Raw genomic sequence first — 20,760 nt, forward strand, 5'->3', positions numbered from 1 at the left:
GGAGGAGCAGGAAGAGTAACAAATTTCAATCCACGCATCCGCGTAGGATGCGACCGTTCCTCGATTCGAAATAACGAGATCGGATAACCATTTCAATCCACGCATCCGCGTAGGATGCGACTGCATAAATTCGATGCCACGCTGGGCACTGATTGATTTCAATCCACGCATCCGCGTAGGATGCGACGTCTTCCGGTATTTTGTTCTTTTTGATTATCGCAATTTCAATCCACGCATCCGCGTAGGATGCGACATGACGCACCAACGCTGCTCGGCCTCGTTGGCATATTTCAATCCACGCATCCGCGTAGGATGCGACTTCGATCATTTGCATCATCCGGCCATATTGCCATATTTCAATCCACGCATCCGCGTAGGATGCGACGGATCGCAACCAAATCGATTTTGCGGGTATCGACATTTCAATCCACGCATCCGCGTAGGATGCGACGCGGCACATAGAGCGGCACGAACCGAGAGTAAAATTTCAATCCACGCATCCGCGTAGGATGCGACGCATTAACTCCCTTCTGCATATACTTCGTATTATAATTTCAATCCACGCATCCGCGTAGGATGCGACATCAACTCCATATCCTGCAAATCCTCAAGCAAATCATTTCAATCCACGCATCCGCGTAGGATGCGACCGATCGAAACACGCACGATCAGTGATTTGTCCGAATTTCAATCCACGCATCCGCGTAGGATGCGACCCGATCTTCATGACCGCTTGCCCGTGATCAGGAGATTTCAATCCACGCATCCGCGTAGGATGCGACGATCAAGTTCGGGGAGTATTTCGCGCGGGTGGCGATTTCAATCCACGCATCCGCGTAGGATGCGACTCTGAAACCAAATTCAAGAGGATCGGGTCGATGGGATTTCAATCCACGCATCCGCGTAGGATGCGACCGCTGGCATGGCTGGGTTCAGATCAGAGAGCATAATTTCAATCCACGCATCCGCGTAGGATGCGACGGGCATTGGGCGTTACAAGGATACGCGGAGCCAAATTTCAATCCACGCATCCGCGTAGGATGCGACTGTCAGTCTTGCATCATTGTCCGCCGCCCGATTAAAATTTCAATCCACGCATCCGCGTAGGATGCGACATCTATCGCGGCTGACCGCAGGACTGGAAGGGGCGATTTCAATCCACGCATCCGCGTAGGATGCGACATTAGGTTGAGCATACCTGGCGATGGGTTTTACGATTTCAATCCACGCATCCGCGTAGGATGCGACTCGATCCGGCAAGGCAATCAAGGGCAAAATATCCATTTCAATCCACGCATCCGCGTAGGATGCGACACTCGGTAACGTTACATTAAATGTCGTTTACAGCATTTCAATCCACGCATCCGCGTAGGATGCGACACGCCGTCTACCGCTAACCAGACGATACCATGGGATTTCAATCCACGCATCCGCGTAGGATGCGACGTTCAAAGTCCCGAAGAAGTAATCAGGTTCATAATTTCAATCCACGCATCCGCGTAGGATGCGACTTCACAACATGAACATTTTGAGGCGGACTAGGAGATTTCAATCCACGCATCCGCGTAGGATGCGACTTTCGCCAGAAACAGGTTTGGCAATGGCAACGATATTTCAATCCACGCATCCGCGTAGGATGCGACTATGGCAAACGCCGATATAGGGAGCGTGCATGAATTTCAATCCACGCATCCGCGTAGGATGCGACGTTTACGCGGGACAGAGTCCGTGGAAATTAGTAGATTTCAATCCACGCATCCGCGTAGGATGCGACTTAAAGCGGCGGATATGATCGCGGATGAGATGGAATTTCAATCCACGCATCCGCGTAGGATGCGACCGCAGAAGCGAGGAAATAAGACGTCCATAACAGAATTTCAATCCACGCATCCGCGTAGGATGCGACGGAAATCGAGCGGCTTCGCGGATTGTATGAGCAGATTTCAATCCACGCATCCGCGTAGGATGCGACTTGAACCTGTGATCTCGTTTATCGATGACGACGGTATTTCAATCCACGCATCCGCGTAGGATGCGACTTACGATCAGTATATTAGGTATGTGAAATCCGATGATTTCAATCCACGCATCCGCGTAGGATGCGACACAAATATCCGGTGACAATAACTACGCACTCGAAATTTCAATCCACGCATCCGCGTAGGATGCGACGGTCCACGCGCTTACTACTGTCCCGGCTGTCGAGAGATTTCAATCCACGCATCCGCGTAGGATGCGACTTGGACGCCCTGGAAGAGTGGGCGGCAAAACGAATTTCAATCCACGCATCCGCGTAGGATGCGACAGCGATTTTCAATAGAATCCGACTTTTCCAATCATTTTATTGATTGAATATTTCATAAATAAGTAAATCTAGTACTGATTCAACAAAATAAGGCCATTTTCCCACTCATGCATACCTTTAAACAGGTGCGAATGCCCCCAGAATATCATGTGAGCTTGACATTCGCACCACAAGTTCGCATTAAGAATTGCCTACTATTGATTCGCTCCCCGTCCAACTACGTGATCCACTTCATCCTCCCTTTATCCTATCTCTCATAAATCATATAATAAGTACCAATATTTTACTATATTCAGATCATTCGCTGCGCCCGCAATTCACCGAGCGGCATGCCAAAAACAGCCCGGGACAAGTCCCGGGCTGCCTGGCTGTCGAGAAAGCACTCGATGTATCGACATTGCCCATGCCGGCTAGATCGTCTTCATGGGCAACGGACACAGAATCCGTTATTTGGTGGAAATCGGTAGGTTTGGGTTGGCAAAAGGACACAGGATTCGTTATTGCCTCCGGAAAGCATCGAAAGTCTGCCTTTTTGACGAAATAAAGGATCCTATGTCCGCGGGTATTAAAAAAACCATGAAAGCAGGCGAATAACGGATCTCCTGTCCGGATGCAATGCTTTTCGCAGACAGGGCTGCTGCCTATCTCTCCTGAAGCGATGTTAGCCATGCAGCTAGAGCTGTCTAAGCTGGGGAACACAGATGCGGCCGCCAGAACTGCCCGAAGTCGGCCGTTCAGGTTCTACGAGTCATTCCGTTTCATCATCCACGGGTTTCTCTACATGCTGACAGCCCGGGACGAGTCCCGGGCTGCCTTCAGAAACGGCCGGCTGCTGCGGCCGGCCCGGCCGCCAGAAGCGTTAATTCCGCCGGCGGTTCAAATGGATGAACGTCACCGCGAGCGCCAGTACAAGCACCGCGCCCTTGATGATATCCGTCGTGTAATACTCGACGTTCAACATCGTCATGCCGTTCACCAGCACGCCGATCAGGACGGCGCCGATGAACGTGCCGATGATGTTCGGGCGCCCCGCGCCGAACACGGAGTAGCCGACGAATACCGATGCGACGGCTTCCATGAGCATCGGCGAGCCGGCGTCGATCTGGCCGTTGCCGACCCGCGCCGTGAACAGGATGCCGCCGATGGCCGCCAGCACGCCGGACGCGACGTACGCGATCGTGCGCACGCGCTTGACGCGCAGGCCGGACAGGCGGGCCGCTTCTTCGTTGCCGCCCATCATGATCATCTGCCGGCCGAGCCGCGTGTACTTGAAGAACAGATGCGCCACGATGACCGCGATAATCATCAGGATGACCGGGAACGGCACGCCGAACAGCTTGCCTTGGCCGATCCACAGGAATTCCTTCGTGATGGCGCCCGGCGCTTTCGTGCCGTCCTGCATCTGCATGTTGCTATAGATGGAGTAGCCCTTCGTGTACGTCTTGTGCACGCCGCTCACGATATACATGACGGCCAGCGTCGCCAGCAAATCCGGAATCCGGATCTTGACGATCAGGAACGCGTTGATGAGACCGACGATCGCGCCGAAGACGAGCGGAATAATAATGACGAGCGCCAGCGGCAGCTGGAACCACACCATCAGCGTCGCCGAGAGCACGGTCGCGAGCGACACGGTCGAACCGACGGACAAGTCGAACCCGTCGACCGTGAGCGAAATCGTCACGCCGATGGCGACGAACGTCACGATGGAGATGGAGCGCAGAATATCCGCCAGGTTGTTATAGGTCAAGAAATATTCATTGTAGAGCGAAAAGAAAACCAGGACGATGCCGATGAAAACGATCGCTCCGTATTTGAACGAAAACTGCAGCAGGCGATTGTTCACGCCAATTCCTCCTTACCCGCACTCGCATAATAAAGCAAATCTTCCTGCGTCGCTTCGCCCCGGTCGAACGATCGGACGATCTCGCCGTCGCACAGCACGAGAATCCGGTCCGCCAGGCCGAGCGCCTCGGCGAATTCGCAGGTTAAATACAGAATGCCCTTGCCCTGCTGGGCAAGCTCTCCGATAATCCGGAAAATATCGCGCTTCGCGCCGACGTCGACGCCTTTGGTCGGCTCGTCGAACATGAACACCTTCGCATCCGTGCTCGTCCATTTGCCGATCGCGACCTTCTGCTGGTTGCCGCCGCTCAAGAAGGCGACCGCCGTTTCGGCGCTCTGCGTCTTGATGCCGAGGCGCGCGATGGTATCCGCGGCATGCCGCTTCTCTTTCGCGCCGGAAATGACGCCAAACCGGCCGAGCGTCCGCAGAATCGGCAGACTGAGGTTATGCAGCACCGACTCCCGCACCAGAATGCCTTCCTTGCGGCGTTCCTCCGGCACGAGCACGATGCCGGCCTCCACGCCTTCGGCCGGCGAGCGCGGAATGATGTTCTTGCCGCCGAGCGTAATCGTTCCGCGCTCCGCGACGTCCGCGCCGAACAGCAGCCGCGACAGCTCCGTCTTGCCCGCGCCGACCAGACCGACGACGGCGACGATCTCGCCGCTGCGCACGGACAGGTCCACGCCGCGGACGCGCCGTCCCGCGGCCAGTCCCTTCGTCTCCAGCAGCGGATCGCCGATAACGGCCGGCAGCTTCGGATACTCCTCCTCGAAGCTCTTGCCGAGCATCGCCCGGATGACTGCGGCCGCGTTCGTCGCCTCGGCCGGCTCGTTCATGACGACGCCGCCGTCGCGCATGACCGTGATCCGGTCGCTGACCCGGAACACCTCCGGCAGACGGTGCGAGATGAAGACGATGCCGATACCGGCTGCCTTCAAGCCGTCCATGAGCCCGAACAGCCGCTCCGCCTCCTCGATGCTGAGCGGCGCCGTCGGCTCGTCCAGGATGACGAACTTCGCCTCCTGGGCGAACAGCCGCGCGATCAGCACGAGCTGCTTCTCGGCGAGCGTCAGCTCCGACACGCTGCGGTGCACTTCGATCCGCAGGCCGAGCCTGCCCAGCACCCGTGCCGCTTCTTCGTTGAGCTTGCCCCACGAAATCCATGCGCTGCCTTCCGAAGCCGCGAGGCGGTCCAGCATAATGTTCTCCGCAACGCTCAAATGCTGGACGAGCGACGTATCGACTTCCTGATATACGCAATGAATGCCGAACTTCTTCGCATCCGCCGGCGAGCGGACGAGCAGCGTCTCGCCGTCGATCGTCAGCGTGCCTTCATCGCCCTCGTAGGCGCCGGATAAAATCTTCATCAGCGTGCTCTTGCCGGCGCCGTTCGCGCCGAGCAAGGCATGAACCTCGCCGCCGCGCAGCTCGAAATCGACGTTCTTGAGCGCGGTCACGCCCGCGAAGGATTTGCCGATTCCGCTCATGCGCAGCATTCGCGCCGCCTGTTCAGTAACCATCGTGATTCCCCTTCCGCGCTTCGCCTGAATAATCGATTGGTGAAAGGGCTCGCTCCCTCCGGTCGCTTCTTTCACCACATTAATTATAACTTGCTAACGCTTCTAGACTCATAAAACAATTAATCCTATAAACAGCTAACGCTTCTAAACAGCAGGAAACGGCGCGGTTGCATCCGCGCCGTCCCTCTCTAACCTTGCTTGCTTACTTGCCGACGGCTTGCTCCAGCTCTTTGAGGTAGTCCGTGTTGCCTTGTTCGCTTTTGCCCCAGCCTTGTACGTACTCGCCGAGATCCGCCGTCGTTAATTTCTTGTCCGTCGGCAGCGCGTCGCGGCTTACGAATACCGGCTCGATTTGAACCGTTGCGTCCGTTGCGTCGCCGTGCAGCTTCTGGTACAGGTAGCGCACTTGAACTTGACCGATCGAGGACGGATCGGCGCCGGCTGCCGCTACCCAAGGGCTCGTCGGATCCTGGATAAGCGCCAGATCCTCGTCGCTCATGTCGATGCCGTACACTTTGATTTCCGTGCGGCCCGCTTGCTTGATGGCGTTCGTTACGCCTTTGGCGAATTCATCCCATGCAGCCCACACCGCCGTGATGCTGCCTTTCTCCGGGTACTGCTTCAGAATCGCTTCCATGCGCGTTTGCGCGTCGAGCTGCGGCTGGCTTGCGTCGCCGAACTGGGCGATCTCTTTAATGTCCGGGTATTTCTTCAGGAAGCTCGCGTACGTGATTTGACGGCTTTCCATCGGCGGGAAGCCCGCGACCCATACTTTAACGATGTTACCTTTGCCGCCTGCGTCCTTCGCGAGCGCCTCGAGCGATTTGTCCGCCAGCATCTGGTCGTTCTGCGCCAGGCTCGTTACGCCTTCGACGGAGAGACCGGAGTCGAACGCCACGACCGGAATATGCGCCGCGACCGCTTTGTTGACGCCGCTCGTCAGCGCGTCCGCGTTGCCGTGGTCGAGCAGAATGCCGTCGTACTTCTGGTTGATGGCCGTGTCGAGGTTGGATACCATTTTATTCAAGTCGTTATCCGACGCCAGCACCGTTACTTTGCCGCCGAATTTCTCGACCTGCTTCTTAACGCCGTCGACGTACTGCGCCGAGAACGTGCCTTGGTTGAATTGCATGATCAGCGCGATTTTCTTGCCTTTCAACGTATCGACGGACGAGCTGTCGCCCGATGCCGCGTTGTTCGACGATGCGTTGTTTGCCGCCGCATTGCCGGCGCCGTTCGAGTTGTTCGTCTTGCTGCCGCATGCGGACAACACCAATGCGATCGCAAGGATGAGCGTAACCGAGAGCCACGCGCGTTTCTGTTTGTTCATGTTGAAATTGCCTCCCTATCCCTATTCTCTCTTAAGCTATGAAATCTACTATATCTCGTTATATCCTAGTACGTCAATCGGAAATATGAAAGACATAATTTACCATTCCATTTATCTCCATACCAAGGCTATAACCCCCGCTCGCCGCGACGGTTTCATCCCCTTATCCGGTTACGGCTGCGAGTCGTCCGGCGGCCGCTTGCCCCGCTTCAGCTCGCTGATGGAATAACCGAAATCCATCTGCAAATGCGGATAATCCTTGAAGCTCGTCCAGTCGCCGCCCCAGGCGAAGCCGAGCGACTTGGCGATCGCGACGACCTCCATCCAATCCGATTCCCCGTTACGGTTGCCGTCGTAGTCCAAGTCCCAGATGACATCGCCGTTCGGGACGCGCAGCGCGAAATCGATCGCGAGCCCGTAGTTATGGTAGGATTCGCCGCCCTTGACGTTCGTGACGATCTGCCCCTTGGCCGTGCGGCCTTGCTTATAGAGCGCGTCCTGCTCCAGGCTGCTGCGGAAGCCGTCGGTGATCAGAATCGTAATGCCCGCCTTCGACGTTCGCCGGATCAGCTCCATCATCTTCGCGGATACAACCGGATGAAGCGATTCGACGGGCATCGCCGCGGACTTCGGCGCCGGCGTCTCTTCGCCCGCTATTCCCGGCCAAATCCGCTCTTTCGCAGGCGAATGGATGATAATCAGCCCTGCGATCGAAGCCAGCATCATCGCGAGCAGCCACGGTCTGCGGGCGGTTCTTCGCCCTCCCGTCCGGGCCGGGACCGGTACGTTGATATTCGGCATTTCCTCGTTCACTTCCTTACCTCGAAGCTTATCTTCGCGCTAGCCGGCAGTCTTCCGCTAGATTGCGATTTTACTAGTTTACCCGATTTCATAGCAAAATTTTCATAGCCAAACAACGAATGCAACGCCAATAACGCAGAACGCCAAAAAGCCAAGCGAGCCGCAAGCATCGCTGCCTGGAGCTCTCTTGGCTTTATCGACATCATCTCGCCGGTTCGTTAGCCGGGAATTAGTGCTTGTCCTTGATCGGCTCAAGCGGCGTCTTCGCGTGGCCGTACTTCGGATATTCGCGCTCGACCGGCGCCGCCCATTTCACGGCGTTATCGATGACTTTGCGGACTTCCGGATTGAAGTATGTCGGGTACGTCTCGTGGCCCGGACGGAAGTAGAACACTTTGCCCGCGCCGCGGTTGTAGCAGCAGCCGCTGCGGAACACTTCGCCGCCTTCGAACCAGCTCACCATGACGAGATCGTCCGGCTGCGGGATGTCGAAGTGCTCGCCGTACATCTCTTCGGCAGGCAGCTCGATGTATTCGCCAAGGCCGGCCGCGATCGGATGCGCCGGGTTGACGATCCAGATGCGCTCCTTCTCGTCCGCTTCGCGCCATTTGAGGTCGCAGGACGTGCCCATCAGCTTGCGGAAGATTTTCGAGAAATGACCCGAGTGCAGAACGATCAATCCCATGCCGTGCAGCACGCGGTTGTGGACGCGCTCGACGATCGCATCGTCCACTTCGTGATGCGCCATATGACCCCACCAGATCAGCACGTCGGTATTGTTCAGCACGTCTTCGCTCAGGCCGTGTTCCGGATCGTCCAGCGTCGCGAACCGGATTTCGCCCTGCACGTTCAAGCCTTCGGCGATGGCGGCATGCATGCCTTGCGGATAAACGTCGCTTACCGCCTTATTCGTTTTCTCGTGGCGGTATTCGTTCCAGATCGTTACATTAATCTTCTGCGTCATAAAAAATCGTTCCTCCTGTAAGGGCATACATATTTGCTTTCATTATAAGGAAAGCGGCGTTCGGGATCGATTGCAGATTTGGCGATTTTTTTACGGTATCCTGTCATCCTGTCCGAACAATCGCAGATTCGTGCTACAATAGCTTTACGAAATCACACTCTGCCTTACGCACAAGGAGTACCGCTATGCCCGTCAACCTCCATCATGAGCATGTCGCCTATCAAAACCCGTTTCTTGCCATCAAAATCTGGCGGATCGACGAGGACCGGAAACTGCCGCAGGCCCGCAGGCCGGACGAGCCCAAGCCGGCTTTCGCGTCCTGGAATTACCATGACGAGATCGAATTTCTGTTCATTCTCCGCGGCGAGCTGGTCGCCTACTACGGCGATGAACAGCTGACGCTCCGCAAGGGCGACGTCGCGCTGTTCGGCTCGGCCGAGCCCCATCTGACGCTGCAGCGCGAGGACAGCCCGCTGAGCTACCTTGTGCTGCAGCTGAATTTGCGCACCTACTGGGATCAGAGCACGATGAACAATATGATGCATTTTGCCGAGACGATCCGCCCGCTCAGCGCGCTTAACTACATGTTCAGCGAGAACCGCGAGGCGAGGTCGGGAATCGCCGCGCTCATCCGCGATATCTATAAAGAAATGAACGCCCGGCAGATCGGCTACGAGCTCGCGGTGTCATCCCGCATCAAAATGATGCTGCTCCTGCTCCTTCGCCACGACAGCCGCAAAATGCTCCATTACCATGATCATCTCCTGTACGAGCGGCTCCGCCCGGCGATCAACCATATCGAGGAGCATATGAGCGAGAAGCTGTCCGCCGAGACGGTAAGCGGCTTGCTGAATATGAGCGCCACGCACTTCATGAAGACGTTCAAGAAGGCGTTCGGCATGACCTTCATCGAATTCGTCGTCTACAAGCGCATCAAACGAGCGGAGCAGCTGCTCCTGACGAGCGATATCAGCATCGCGGAAGCGGCCGCCGCCGTCGGCATGTCCAACCTCGGCCACTTCTACCAGCTCTTCAACCGCCTGAATGGCTGCTCGCCGAAGCAATTCCGGGACCGGCTGCGGACGGACGCCGCGGCTCGGGTGTAGGGTGATGAAGGCCGCAGCTTCGTATCATTAACGATTAGCGAGAACGATTAGCGAGGTGAAAGGCATGCATGTGAACAAAGAGGAGGCCGGCTTCGATGGCGCGGGCGAACGACATGGCGCACCCGCTCCGGAGAACACTCTCCCGCTGTCCGGGCTCGTTCGGCTGAACCTTCAACGACCGCGCCCGGCGCCTGTACGCGTCGCTCGGCTTCGTCCATGAAGGAACGCTGCGCGACTGCGTGCGCATCGGCGAGCGGTACGAGTCGCTGGCCATCATGTCCATGCTGCGGCATGAATACCGCGAGCATTGATGCCTGCACCGTGCGTTTGCCTGCACTGCGCGTTTGCCTGCACCGCGCGTTTGCCTGCACCGTGCGTTTGCCTGCACTGCGCGTTTGCGCGAATACGCGTATTTGCGAAGTCGCGGATGGCACAGAGGGGGCTGTCCCAAAAGCCGGATTCTGTTTTTTGAGTCCCGCTTTCAATCGGATTTCTTCGAGAAAAGGACCTCAACCTCCACTTCGCAGTGGAGGTTGAGGTCCTTTCTGGCCCTTTCGCGTAAAAAATCGGATGTTCCCATGGCATGCGATCGCTTGCGGGACAGCCCCTTCGGGCTGCTCTGGAACGTTTGGCGCCGTATGTCCCGTATGCGTTGAAAGGATCGTAATCTCAGGGGAAAGCGGACAGAGGTTCCGTCAGTACACGAAAATACGCGATTAGGAAGGGAATAGCGGATCTCCTGTCCGTTTCCGTGCTTCGACGGACGTATCGGGGCTATCCCATCCCAAAAGTCATCGTCAGAATGCAAGATCACTCCCGCGGTAGGCTCGCGATACTTCACATGCCGGCCGATTGCTTCGGAATCGACGACATGCAAATTTGCGACGAAATATCCCAGCTATACTTGCCTCGGCTGCCCTCGTACAGAATAACGAATTCGCTCTCGGTCTCGAGCAGCGCCGGGAACCAGATCGCGCCCCCGTCCTCTTCCCCCATCGCCCCGCAGCCGAAGATCGGGTTGCCCGGATGCGGCTCCCAATGGAGCAGATCCGTCGAGCGCGCCAAGCCGAAGAAGTCCGGCTCGTCCGCCAGGTACGAGCTGCCGCCGTACATCATGTAGAAGCTGTCGCCGTCCTTCGTCAGCCGCGCCGTTACGATGGACAGCGCGTCCCAATTGCCCGGCGTCCCTTCGAATATCGACTGCTCCGATACCTGCTCGAAATGAATGCCGTCCCGCGAACGGGCCAGATAGAGCCGGTACCCGTTGTTTTGCAGGAGCTGGTAGATCATGTAGACGAAGCCGTCCTTCACGATGGCGGCCGGCGCCCGGCCCTCCATGATGTTGCCAACCTTCGCGAAATTCACGCCGTCGTCGCTGACGGCGAGGCCGACGCAATCCGGGCCCGCGCCGACCGCGGAATAGTAGACGAATACCCGGCCGCCGAATTCGACGGCAGAAGGGTCCAGCACGTCCTTCCCGTCAAACTCGTCCGGTCCGCCGACGTCCACGATCGGTTCGCCGCCGTTCAGGTCGCGCAGCGAGATCGTATCCCGCGTCAATCCGACGATCTCCGCCACGCCGAGCCGGTCGTGACGCTGGCCGTCCGTGCCGGGCATGATCCCGTTGCCGCGGTAATAGAGCAGCTGCTTGCCGTTAAACGTCAGTACGTCGGGGTTCGCCACCCAGACGCTCCGCCATGTATCTCCGCTGGCCGGAATGACCGGATTCCGGGCGGAATGATGCCAGGATAGGCAGTTATGCCGGTAATTGCCGCCGAATAAGTTCCATAGTTGCTCGCTGATCGTCGATGACCTCCGTTTCTTGACTTCACTATATCGCCCCGGCATCGCCCGGACAAGGATGGAAGTAAACGAATGGTTGGACATTCGAAACGTAATCCGAAACGGAAGGAATGCCGAAATCGATCCCGGCGCCAGAAGCGAGGACAGCATCGAGATTGACTTCATATGGCTATTCTTTGCATGAGTAGGAAGAAACGCCTATCATGAGTATGAAGCGAGAAGCTGATCGCAATGGCTTGTGTTTTTGAAACTATCCGCATACGAGAGGAAGGACTGCCGTGCCGCTTCAAGATCTGATCGTTCGAATCCCGCCGCTGCCGCACTATTTGACCGCCGGCGAGGACGTGTTCATGCCCGGCGAACGGCATGTGGAACGGCAGCATATCGGCGTATTCGATCTGATCGTCGTATCGCGCGGGGCGCTGTTCATGGGGGAATCCGGCGAGGACGTGCGGGTGGGAGCCGGCCAGGCGCTCATTCTGCGGCCGGATCTGCATCATTATCCGGCGAAGCCGTGCGAGGAGGAGACGCATTTCTATTGGATCCACTTCCAGGCGCATGCGCCCTGGTCGGAGCCGGGCGAGCGGCCCGCGGCGGAGCTCACGGCCCGCTGGAGCGCGGAGCACGCCAGCCCGGGCGATTATGGCAGGCAGTACGATTTGCGGCTGCCGCGCTTCGGGACGCTGCCGCAGCCGCAGGACGTGTACGGCGAGATCGAAGGGCTGCTCGCGCTTAGCGATCAAGCCGATCTGGCGGGCAGCTGGAAGCAGCAGACCGTGTTTCACCAGCTGTTGTTCCGCTTATGCGGGGAAGCGCAGCAAATCCGCACGGATTCCGCGGCGGTCAAGCTTGCGGAGCGTACGGCCTCTTACTTGAAAACGAATTACCGCGTCCCAATAACGAATGAGCTGCTGCGGACCGAGCTGAATTACCATCCGATCTATATCACGCGATGCATGCGCGCCGTCTATGGCCGCACGCCGAACGAATATGTGAACGAATACCGCCTGGAGCAGGCGAAGCTGCTGCTGCTGACGACGGACAAGCCCGTGGCCGAGATCGCGGCGGCCGTCGGCTTCGAGGACCCGGCGTATTTCGCCCGCCGGTTCGCCCAAACCGCCGGGATGAGTCCGTCGGCGTACCGGAAGCAGTTCGAGGCGCGTGGGGGCTAGTGCGGCTCGCGCCATCCGCCTACGCCTGCTTCGCTTGCACCTCGCCCTCACTTGCGCTACGCCCCCGCTCCGATCTCACTCTCTGCGCACGTCCTACTTCAGCAGATCCTTATAATTGGGCGGAAAGCTGCTTGGATCCGGCCCTTTCACGTGTTCGTAGCGAACGAGCTTCACGTCCGCGATCGGCGAAATGTCGAACGTGAACTTGTCTTCCCCGACCGCGATATGCGGCCCCACCGTAGGGACGGCGTCCAGCACGATGCGGAGACTGAAACCGCGGAAGCCGTTCAACCGCTCCGTGTTCACGACGTCGACGTAATAAGGGTACAGCATCGGCGGCGACTTCAGTACATCGGCATAGCCCTTCGCCAGCTCATGCTCCATATGCGGCAGCAATAGCAGCAGCAACATGTCTTGCAGCTGCAGCTCTCTGGAATCCTGCTGCGGCGGCGGTTGGAGCTGCCGCAGCAGCTGCGGGCGAGATGGTATCTCGAACCGAAGCCGCGAGTCAGGCTGCCGCTTTTCCACCAGCGGTTTACCCTCCAGCGGCTTTTCCACCAGCGGTCCGCCTTCCGGAGGCTTGTCCGGCCGGGACTTGTCCGACCAAGGCTGCGACTTGGCCTGCAGTGCTGTCGGCTGGGCTCCGCTCGCCGAAGCCGCATACCCGGCCAGCAACATTGCGGCGGCGAGCATACACACGGCTGCCCATATGCCTACGTTGATTAATTGACGTCTCTTGCTTCGCATCGCGATCATCCCCCCCGATTCTACGGATACGTTTTCCAATCGGGAGGAAATTTATCAGCCCGTCTATCGCGTCTATCGCGCGTACATTTCGACCCAGGCCGGCCAGAAGCCCAGACGCACGGCCAGCTGCCGCGACCGAAGATTGCTTACCTCGGTGGAGTAATAGGGAACGATCCCCTTTGCCAGGATGGCTTTCGTCAACGTGCCGACGATGGCCTGGCCGATGCCGCGGCCCTGGCATTCCGGCAGCACATCGACGCCGATCTGCCACATATGCTCGCAATCCTCGGATGCGCCGGCGATGCCAACGATCTTCCCATTCCATTCGGCGGCCGCCGCCAGCCGGTCGGGGCGGGGGCTGTCCGCCCGGAAGCCCAGCGCATGCGTGAACGCGGCATGTCGATACAGGCTCGCGATCTCGCCGTCTTCGTACATGGCGACGCGCACGCCTTCCGGAATGCGGTATGCCGCCAGCTCTTCCGCCGAGCAGACGTATTTCTGATCGGGTCCTGCCATGAATTGGGCGTCCGGTTCCACAAGCGCCTGCAGCTTCGCTGCCGTCTGCGCCGAAAAGAGCTGGCCGCGCGACAGCGATCCCAGCTGCTCCTCCGCCCAGGCGAAGCGATCGCGGCTGCAGGCGACGACCGCCCCGCTGCCCATCGTCGCGATGGTCAGCGAAGGGTTGCGAATCGGGAAGCGCAGCCGACCTTCCCTGCTCTGCGCCGGATGAATCGATACGCGCTCGCGAAGCAAGTCCTCTTCCGCGCACGAAAGGCTTGCGGCCAATACCGTCTTGACGGTCTGGACAACGGAACTGCGATTGGAAACGTCCATGCTCTGCCCCTCCTACAATAATTTTCGCATAACGAAATTATCTAATCGCACACAATTGCGAAAACCGACGAGCTGCCCGCCGATTTCGGCGACGCAGCTCCGATTGCGGGCTAACGATGCCAGCCAGCTCGCCGCCCGTTCCGCCTCTTCGCCCGGCGGAGCCCAGTCTTCCAGCTGCTCCCGCGCATAGTCCCGTTTGTTGACGGCATGCACGGTTTCGTAGAACAGCGAGACGATCGCCGCGATATCGGAAGCGCGAAATTGACGAATAACGATATCCATTCCCAAGCTCCTTCGGATTATTATTTTGCATATTATAAACTATTCCAGGCGATCCGCGTACGAACGAAGGCCATGAGCGAACGGCTGCACGCTTTCCGGGGAGAGGTCCAGCACCGCGCCCATCAACGTGCGGACCGAAGCCGCGGATTCGCCCGCATCGAATTGCGCAAGCGCATAGAAGCAGCGCAGCCCCATATGATTCGGGAATTGTTCCGCCGCATCCCGAAGCACGGTCACGGCTTCTTCGGCCAGGCCGGCGTTCCGCAAACTGGAGCCAAGACCCAGTAATGCCGTACAGCGCTGCTCATGAGGCAATCCAAGCGCTATGGCCCGCTCGTAATATGGGATCGCCTGCGCTTCAAGATCCATTGCATCCAGCGTCAACCCGATCTCGAACGGGACGAAAGGGTGATCGCCGTCGGTTTGCTCAAGCGGATGAAGCAGCGCCAAAGCCCCTTGGGCATCGCCTGCCAAACGCCGCTGCGCGGCTTCCCGTAAAACCTGAAACACCTGCATCGGATCGCCTCCTTCTTCATATTCGCACGATCACCGCCATTTGACCGCAGCCCCGGCGCCACGCGCCGCCGGCACCGCACAACGACAAAACTGCCGGTCGTTTCTGCCGGCAGTCCATGTTGGTCATCGCTGTTCAAACTATGCTTAATCGCCTATGCTTATCCGCGTGAGCCGCGGCTTTGCGCAATTGCCCCGCTTGGCTACCAGCCTACGCTTTCGAACCACATTCGGCTATGGTCCTTCTCGATCGCCTGCCTTATGTAACCGATCATATTATCCGGCAATTCGCGCAGGTGATACCAAGCCAGCTCCTCGCATTTATGCGGCTCGATATTCGTGATTTCGCCCTGCCATGCGCGGACCTTCAAATAAAAATCGATCCACTCCGAGCTGACGTTCTTCCGATGGATAACGCCCACGATATCCAAGTCCTCCGGCAAAATATCGACGCCCGCCTCTTCCTTCGCTTCCCGGATCGCGGCGGTCTTCACTTCTTCGCCGCCGTCGATTCTGCCCGCCACGACGCTCCATTTGCCGTCCTCGAAGCCGGTATTCTGCCGCTTGAGCAGCAATACGCGTTCGTCTTGAAAGAAGAGCAGGTGGACAGCCCCGTAAAAAATCGGTGTATGCATGCTTGTATGATCCTCCATAGTCAATCAGGCGGCAAGCGCCTCTTCCTTAATGTGATGGATTGTTCCGCAACGCGACCCGCCGCTCCATGCTCAAGCTCATCCCCCGGGACAAGCGTCTCCCGAGAGCAGGGCCGATTTCAGCATACCACGCGGACGGCGATAGGCGTATCTTCTTTTTCCCGGCTTGCAGGCAGACCGTTTCGGACGCTTCGGACGGAGGGCGTTCACGCGCACGCATGCCGCTTCCCCGCCTTCGTTCCAGGGTGAGCCCCCGTCCAAGGTCCGTTTTGGCGAAGCCGAATGAAGCCTATAATTGGCCCATACATCGTACATATCAAATTCCGGAGGAACTTAAATTGAAAGACGAGCTGCAGCGAACGTTACATGGAATCATCGAATCCGGTTCGAAATCCAACGCCGCCGTGAATGAAATCATTCACGATTATACGAAGTTTCATGCCGTACTCGTCATTGTCGGCGGAGGCTTCTTCCTGCTATTCGCTTGGCTTAGCCTATTGTTCTGGACTGCATTCGGACGATCGCCCAAGATCGGTCACGCCAGATGGAGCTTTGCCAGTAAAACCTATTTTTCGTTCGGACTACTGAGCAGCAGCGTCGCTTTAATCATCATGCTCATTGCGATCGTCAATCTGACAACGACCTTGCATCCGCTGCACGGGTTCTCCTTCGTTGTCGATTCATTGGAATTAACCGATGGGGCAACGTACAAGGACGAACTGAAAAATGCGGTTAACGATTGGGTGCAATCGGGCCATTCAGCGCTCCCGCCGATTCTTCAAGAAAGGATTGATAGCCGGATCGAGTTTCATACTACGAAAGCGATCGGCAGCGGGCTATTGTTGATCCTGTCCGCGGGGCTTAGCCTCTATCTGTGGCGCGCATTAGTAAGAAGGGCGAATTCGAACGATTCAACATGGGGACTGAAGGAAAAAGCTTACTTTACGCTCGGACATGCGACGGTTGCCTTGTCCTTGTTAATGGTGGTGATCGTAGCTGCGAATATACAAGGCGCATTAGCGCCGATGACAATATTCATAGTCAATTTGTTTAGCAGCTAAACGCACTTTTTAAGGCAGGACAGCCATAGCAAAGCGACAATCTAGCTACATAAGAACGTCAGCGTGACGCCTTTCCGCAGCATGCCAACAAGGAGCCGCCCGCGATCAGCCGCACTTGCGCGGCCGATGACGGACGGCTCCTTGTTCATTGCAGCGATGCGGCTCGCAGCATCCGCAGACGGCTAGAAACGGTACAACTGCCGATCCTCCGCCTCGCGCACCCACACCTGCATGAATCCCGCTTCCCGGTTATCCCATGCATAGTACGGCGTCAATACGAGCGGCATGCCTTCGGCCGTGTGACCGCGCAGCACGGTTACGCCGCCGAGCAGCTCCTCGCGGTGTTCGACGGCGAACGGCGCATGCGGGGACAACGCGAACGCGTCGTAATCCAGCCCTTCATTGCCGGTCTGCTCGACGCAGTAGACGACAGGCCCGCGCTGGATCGCGATTCTGCCGCGGTTCGCTTCCGCCTCCGGACGGGAACGGACCGTTTCGACGGGCATATCGAGGTCAAGCAGCACGGTATCGCCTGGCGACCACTTCCGGTTCAGGACGATATAGCCCTTCTCCAATCTCGCCTCGTTATCCCCCAGCCGTCCTTCTTCCTGCAGCGATACGCGGTAGCCCCGGCACCAGCCCGGCACGCGGAGCCGGATCTCGAACTCGCCCGCCTGTTCCGGCAGTACGGCGAGCGCGATCCGCCCCTCCCACGGGTACGCCGTGGACTGAATGAGCCGCACCTTCCGCCCGTCCGCCGCCGCAATCGTCGTCTCGCCGTCCATGTATTGATTGACGGCAATCCCGTTCTCCGTGACGGCGTACGCATACTGGCCGATCGCCGGCAGGAACCGGACGAGGTTCGTCGGGCAGCACGAGGTGTGGAACCATTCCACCCGGTGGTGTTCGCCCTTGGAAGCCAGCGGGTTGACGTAGAAGAATTTGTCGCCGGAGAGCGAAATGCCCGCAAGCGCGCCGTTGAACATTTCCCGCTCCACGATATCCGCATATTTCCCGTCGCCGTGCAGCAGGTTCATCCGGTGATTCCAGAACGCCATCGCAATCGCGGCGCAGGTCTCGCAATACGCCGATTCATTGGGCAGGTCGTAATCGCTCGTGAACCCTTCGTTATGCAGCGATGGCCCGATGCCGCCCGTCAGGTACATGTTGCGCTCGGTCGTATGCGCCCACACCCGGTCCAGCGCCTCGACGTAGGCCGTGTCGCCCGAAGCCAGCACCACGTCCGCCATGGCGGTGTACAGGTACATCGCCCGAACCGCGTGCCCTTTCACTTCCCGGATATCCCGCACCGGGACATCGTCCTGGCAATAAGCCGGTCCCCATTCGGGCTTATCCCAAATCATGCCGACGCCGTGGCCGTGGCCGCGTTCCTCCAGCAGCCAAAGCCCCAGCTTCCAGTACCGTTCTTCGCCCGTGATGCGGTACAGCTTCACGAGCGCAAGCTCGATCTCCTCGTGGCCCTCGGCCCAATGCCGTTTGCCCGGGCCGAACACGGCGTCGTAATGGTCGGCGAGCCTGCAGGCGACATCCAGCAGCCGCCGCTTGCCCGTCGCTTGATAGTAGGCGACCGCCGCCTCGATCAGATGGCCGCCGTTGTACATTTCATGCTTCTCCATGTCCGTCCATTTGCGGTCCGGCGCTTCGAGCGTGAAGTAGGCGCACAGGTAGCCGTCGCTCTCCTGGGCGGCTTCGATCAATTCGACAATCCGGTCGATCTCCGCTTCGAGCGACGGATCGGGCTCGGTCATCAGCGCATACGCCGCCCCCTCCAGCACTTTGTACACGTCGGAATCGTTGTAGTAGATGCCCTCGAATTTGCCTTCGGTCAAGCCGCCGGCCACCGCGAAATTCGCAATCCGGTGCGTCGACTCGCATTGATCCAGGCAAACGCCGATCGTCACGCTCTTCAGCACTTCCAGCCGCCGACGCCAGAACGCGCCTTGAATATTCACGCTGGAGAACGGAACGCCCTGCCAGCCTTTAACGGAATGGTCTATCTTCGACATGCTTGCCAGCCTCCTCGATTTCTGTGCTCGTCCTTCCTTATCCTTTCAACCCCGTCAGCGTAATTCCTTCCAGGAAGTAGCGCTGTCCGATCAAGAAGACCGCGACGCACGGCAGCACGACGACCGCCGATGCCGCCATCAGCAGGTCCCACTGCGCGGTGTAGCTGCCCTGGAACATCTGCAAGCCAAGCGCAAGCGTGAACTTGCTGTCGCTCTTCAAGTAAATGAGCGGTCCCATGAAGTCGTTCCACGAGCCGAGAAACGTGAACAGCGCCACGACGATGACCGCGGAGCGGCTGAGCGGCAGCAGAATGCGCCAATAAATTTGAAAATAACTCGCGCCGTCCACGAAAGCCGCCTCGTCGAAATCCTGCGGAATCGTCAAGTAAAACTGGCGCAGCAGGAAGATATTGAAGATGCCGCCGCCGAAATACGCCGGTACGATCAGCGGATAGAACGTATCGTAGAACCCGAGCGTCTTCCAGCCGAGGAAGCTTGGGATTAACGTCACCGCTCCGGGCAGCATCATCGCCGACATCAGCACCGCGAAGACCATATCCCGGCCCTTCCAACGGATGCGCGAGAAACCGAACGCGGCGACCGTGCTGGACACCACCGTTCCGAGCAGGACGCCCGCGACGATGATGAGCGTGTTCTTGAAGAAGGCGCCGAACGGCACGACCGTCATGGCGTTCTTGAAATTGTCGAAGTGGAACGGCCGCGGCCACCACTCCGGCGGCATGATGAAGATTTGAGACAGATCCATGACGGAGCTGCGAAGCAGCCAGACGAACGGCACGATGAACATCGCGGAGACGATCAGCAGGGCGACATACCCCGCGGCAAGCTTCATCCTGGATTCTCTCATGTTCTGTCCCCCTCGTAGTGCACCCAGGATTTCGAGGTTTTGAATACGATGACCGTGAAGATCAGGATAATGACGAAGAGCACCCATGCCAGCGCGGACGCGTAGCCCATCTCGGTGTCCCGGAACGCGGTCCGCCACAGGTAAAACACGAAGAACAAGCTTTTGTTGTTCGGCCCGCCCTGCGTCAGGATGTACGCCTCGCTGAACACCTGGAAGGAGCCGATGATCGTCATGATCGTATTGAAGAAGATCGTCGGCGTCACCATCGGAACGGTAATGTGACGCAGCTTGTGGAACCAGCCGCCGCCGTCGACGTCGATGGCCTCGTAATACTGCTTCGGAATGCCGGACAGCCCGGCCAAGAAAATGATAACGGTGCCGCCGATGCCCCATAAGGTGGTGAGCACGATGGACGGAATGACGCTCGCCTCCCCGAACAGCCAGCTGCTCGTCGGAAGATGCAGCTTCTCGAGCGCCGTATTGACGAGGCCGAGGTCTGGGTTCAGCAGCCATAGCCAAATCATGGAGGAGGCCACGGCCGGCACGATGCTCGGCAAGTAAATGATCGTCCGGAACACGGAGCGGCCCTTGACGTTCATATTCAGCAGAAGCGCCAGGATGAACGAGATGACGATAACCGCCGGGACGCGCAGCACGACGAAATAGAACGTCGTGCCGAGCGATTGGTAGAACAAATCGTCCTCGCCCGAGAACAGCTTCGCGTAATTGTCGAATCCGATAAAAGTCGTGTGCGCCTTGAAAACGTTATAGTCCGTCAAGCTTAAGTAGAAGCTGGCAACCATCGGTCCCAGCGTGAAAATCAGAAATCCGAGTATGGCCGGCGCCGTGAACAGCAGGCCGTAAAACAATGCTTTCCGCTCCCTTGCGCTCATGCGCCCCCGCGCCGCCTTCGCTTCCGGCGCGGCGG

The 20,760-nt window shown here is 58.1% G+C and carries 17 protein-coding genes and 1 CRISPR repeat array (1 of these 18 only partly in view); of the genes, 3 read left to right on the forward strand and 14 right to left on the reverse strand.

Annotation, left to right across the window (positions count from 1 at the left end; genetic code table 11):
* A CRISPR array of direct repeats spans window positions 1-2,305; the repeat unit is 32 nt; unit sequence ATTTCAATCCACGCATCCGCGTAGGATGCGAC; it begins 110 nt to the left of the window's first position.
* 859 nt (window positions 2,306-3,164) lie between these two features.
* The 5 genes from GXP70_RS26935 to GXP70_RS26955 all read right to left on the reverse strand — a co-directional run bounded on the left by GXP70_RS26935 (window position 3,165) and on the right by GXP70_RS26955 (window position 8,766).
* The gene (locus GXP70_RS26935) at window positions 3,165-4,151 is read right to left on the reverse strand and encodes an ABC transporter permease (RefSeq protein WP_162359660.1); all 987 of its coding nucleotides are present in this window, start codon (window positions 4,149-4,151) and stop codon (window positions 3,165-3,167) included.
* A complete protein-coding gene (locus GXP70_RS26940) occupies window positions 4,148-5,671 on the reverse strand; it encodes a sugar ABC transporter ATP-binding protein (protein ID WP_225442572.1) in 1,524 nt (507 codons plus the stop codon). Before GXP70_RS26940 ends, GXP70_RS26935 begins: the two co-directional genes overlap by 4 nt.
* A 202-nt stretch (window positions 5,672-5,873) precedes the next feature.
* Window positions 5,874-7,001 (reverse strand): sugar ABC transporter substrate-binding protein, encoded by a 1,128-nt coding sequence (locus tag GXP70_RS26945; RefSeq protein WP_162359661.1) that lies wholly within the window; start codon window positions 6,999-7,001, stop codon window positions 5,874-5,876.
* Between the two features lie 171 nt (window positions 7,002-7,172).
* Complete coding sequence (locus GXP70_RS30200; protein WP_318652393.1) at window positions 7,173-7,802, reverse strand: M15 family metallopeptidase; 630 nt, start codon at window positions 7,800-7,802, stop codon at window positions 7,173-7,175.
* Between the two features lie 229 nt (window positions 7,803-8,031).
* Window positions 8,032-8,766, reverse strand: a complete 735-nt coding sequence (locus GXP70_RS26955; protein WP_162359662.1) for a ThuA domain-containing protein — start codon at window positions 8,764-8,766, stop codon at window positions 8,032-8,034.
* Window positions 8,767-8,951: 185 nt separating this feature from the next.
* Between GXP70_RS26955 and GXP70_RS26960 the strand changes: the two genes are divergently transcribed.
* Window positions 8,952-9,872 (forward strand): AraC family transcriptional regulator, encoded by a 921-nt coding sequence (locus tag GXP70_RS26960; protein ID WP_162359663.1) that lies wholly within the window; start codon window positions 8,952-8,954, stop codon window positions 9,870-9,872.
* An 837-nt stretch (window positions 9,873-10,709) separates the two neighbouring features.
* Here the strand turns inward: GXP70_RS26960 and GXP70_RS26965 are convergent.
* Window positions 10,710-11,759, reverse strand: a complete 1,050-nt coding sequence (locus GXP70_RS26965; protein WP_162359664.1) for a glycoside hydrolase family protein — start codon at window positions 11,757-11,759, stop codon at window positions 10,710-10,712.
* A 194-nt stretch (window positions 11,760-11,953) separates the two neighbouring features.
* Between GXP70_RS26965 and GXP70_RS26970 the strand changes: the two genes are divergently transcribed.
* Entirely contained in the window at window positions 11,954-12,847 is an 894-nt protein-coding gene (locus tag GXP70_RS26970; RefSeq protein WP_162359665.1) for a helix-turn-helix transcriptional regulator, read from the forward strand.
* A gap of 93 nt (window positions 12,848-12,940) precedes the next feature.
* Here GXP70_RS26970 and GXP70_RS29965 read toward each other — a convergent pair whose 3' ends face one another.
* The 5 genes from GXP70_RS29965 to GXP70_RS26995 form a co-directional block, all read right to left on the reverse strand.
* The gene (locus tag GXP70_RS29965) at window positions 12,941-13,594 is read right to left on the reverse strand and encodes a DUF3888 domain-containing protein (RefSeq protein WP_225442573.1); all 654 of its coding nucleotides are present in this window, start codon (window positions 13,592-13,594) and stop codon (window positions 12,941-12,943) included.
* A 72-nt stretch (window positions 13,595-13,666) separates the two neighbouring features.
* Window positions 13,667-14,428 (reverse strand): GNAT family N-acetyltransferase, encoded by a 762-nt coding sequence (locus GXP70_RS26980; RefSeq protein WP_162359666.1) that lies wholly within the window; start codon window positions 14,426-14,428, stop codon window positions 13,667-13,669.
* A gap of 12 nt (window positions 14,429-14,440) precedes the next feature.
* On the reverse strand, window positions 14,441-14,710 hold the full coding sequence (locus tag GXP70_RS26985; protein WP_162359667.1) for a GNAT family protein: 270 nt from the start codon (window positions 14,708-14,710) through the stop codon (window positions 14,441-14,443).
* Between the two features lie 39 nt (window positions 14,711-14,749).
* Entirely contained in the window at window positions 14,750-15,226 is a 477-nt protein-coding gene (locus GXP70_RS26990; RefSeq protein ID WP_162359668.1) for a tetratricopeptide repeat protein, read from the reverse strand.
* Between the two features lie 200 nt (window positions 15,227-15,426).
* Window positions 15,427-15,858: an NUDIX hydrolase gene (locus GXP70_RS26995; protein ID WP_162359669.1), complete on the reverse strand. Its 432-nt coding sequence runs from the start codon at window positions 15,856-15,858 to the stop codon at window positions 15,427-15,429.
* Between the two features lie 356 nt (window positions 15,859-16,214).
* Here GXP70_RS26995 and GXP70_RS27000 point away from each other — a divergent pair, with 356 nt between their 5' ends.
* A complete protein-coding gene (locus GXP70_RS27000) occupies window positions 16,215-16,937 on the forward strand; it encodes a hypothetical protein (protein WP_162359670.1) in 723 nt (240 codons plus the stop codon).
* Between the two features lie 182 nt (window positions 16,938-17,119).
* On the opposite strand, the gene GXP70_RS27005 is transcribed toward GXP70_RS27000, so the two are convergent.
* The 3 genes from GXP70_RS27005 to GXP70_RS27015 are packed head-to-tail and all read right to left on the reverse strand — an operon-like array spanning window position 17,120 to window position 20,725.
* Window positions 17,120-18,964, reverse strand: a complete 1,845-nt coding sequence (locus tag GXP70_RS27005; protein ID WP_162359671.1) for a glycoside hydrolase family 127 protein — start codon at window positions 18,962-18,964, stop codon at window positions 17,120-17,122.
* Between the two features lie 37 nt (window positions 18,965-19,001).
* The gene (locus GXP70_RS27010; protein WP_162359672.1) at window positions 19,002-19,832 is read right to left on the reverse strand and encodes a carbohydrate ABC transporter permease; all 831 of its coding nucleotides are present in this window, start codon (window positions 19,830-19,832) and stop codon (window positions 19,002-19,004) included.
* Window positions 19,829-20,725 carry a carbohydrate ABC transporter permease gene (locus GXP70_RS27015; protein WP_162360706.1) on the reverse strand — a complete coding sequence of 299 codons (897 nt, stop codon included), beginning with the start codon at window positions 20,723-20,725 and terminating at the stop codon, window positions 19,829-19,831. Before GXP70_RS27015 ends, GXP70_RS27010 begins: the two co-directional genes overlap by 4 nt.
* Window positions 20,726-20,760: the final 35 nt, after the last annotated feature.

The organism is Paenibacillus lycopersici, assembly GCF_010119935.1.
Lineage (GTDB): Bacteria > Bacillota > Bacilli > Paenibacillales > Paenibacillaceae > Paenibacillus_Z > Paenibacillus_Z lycopersici.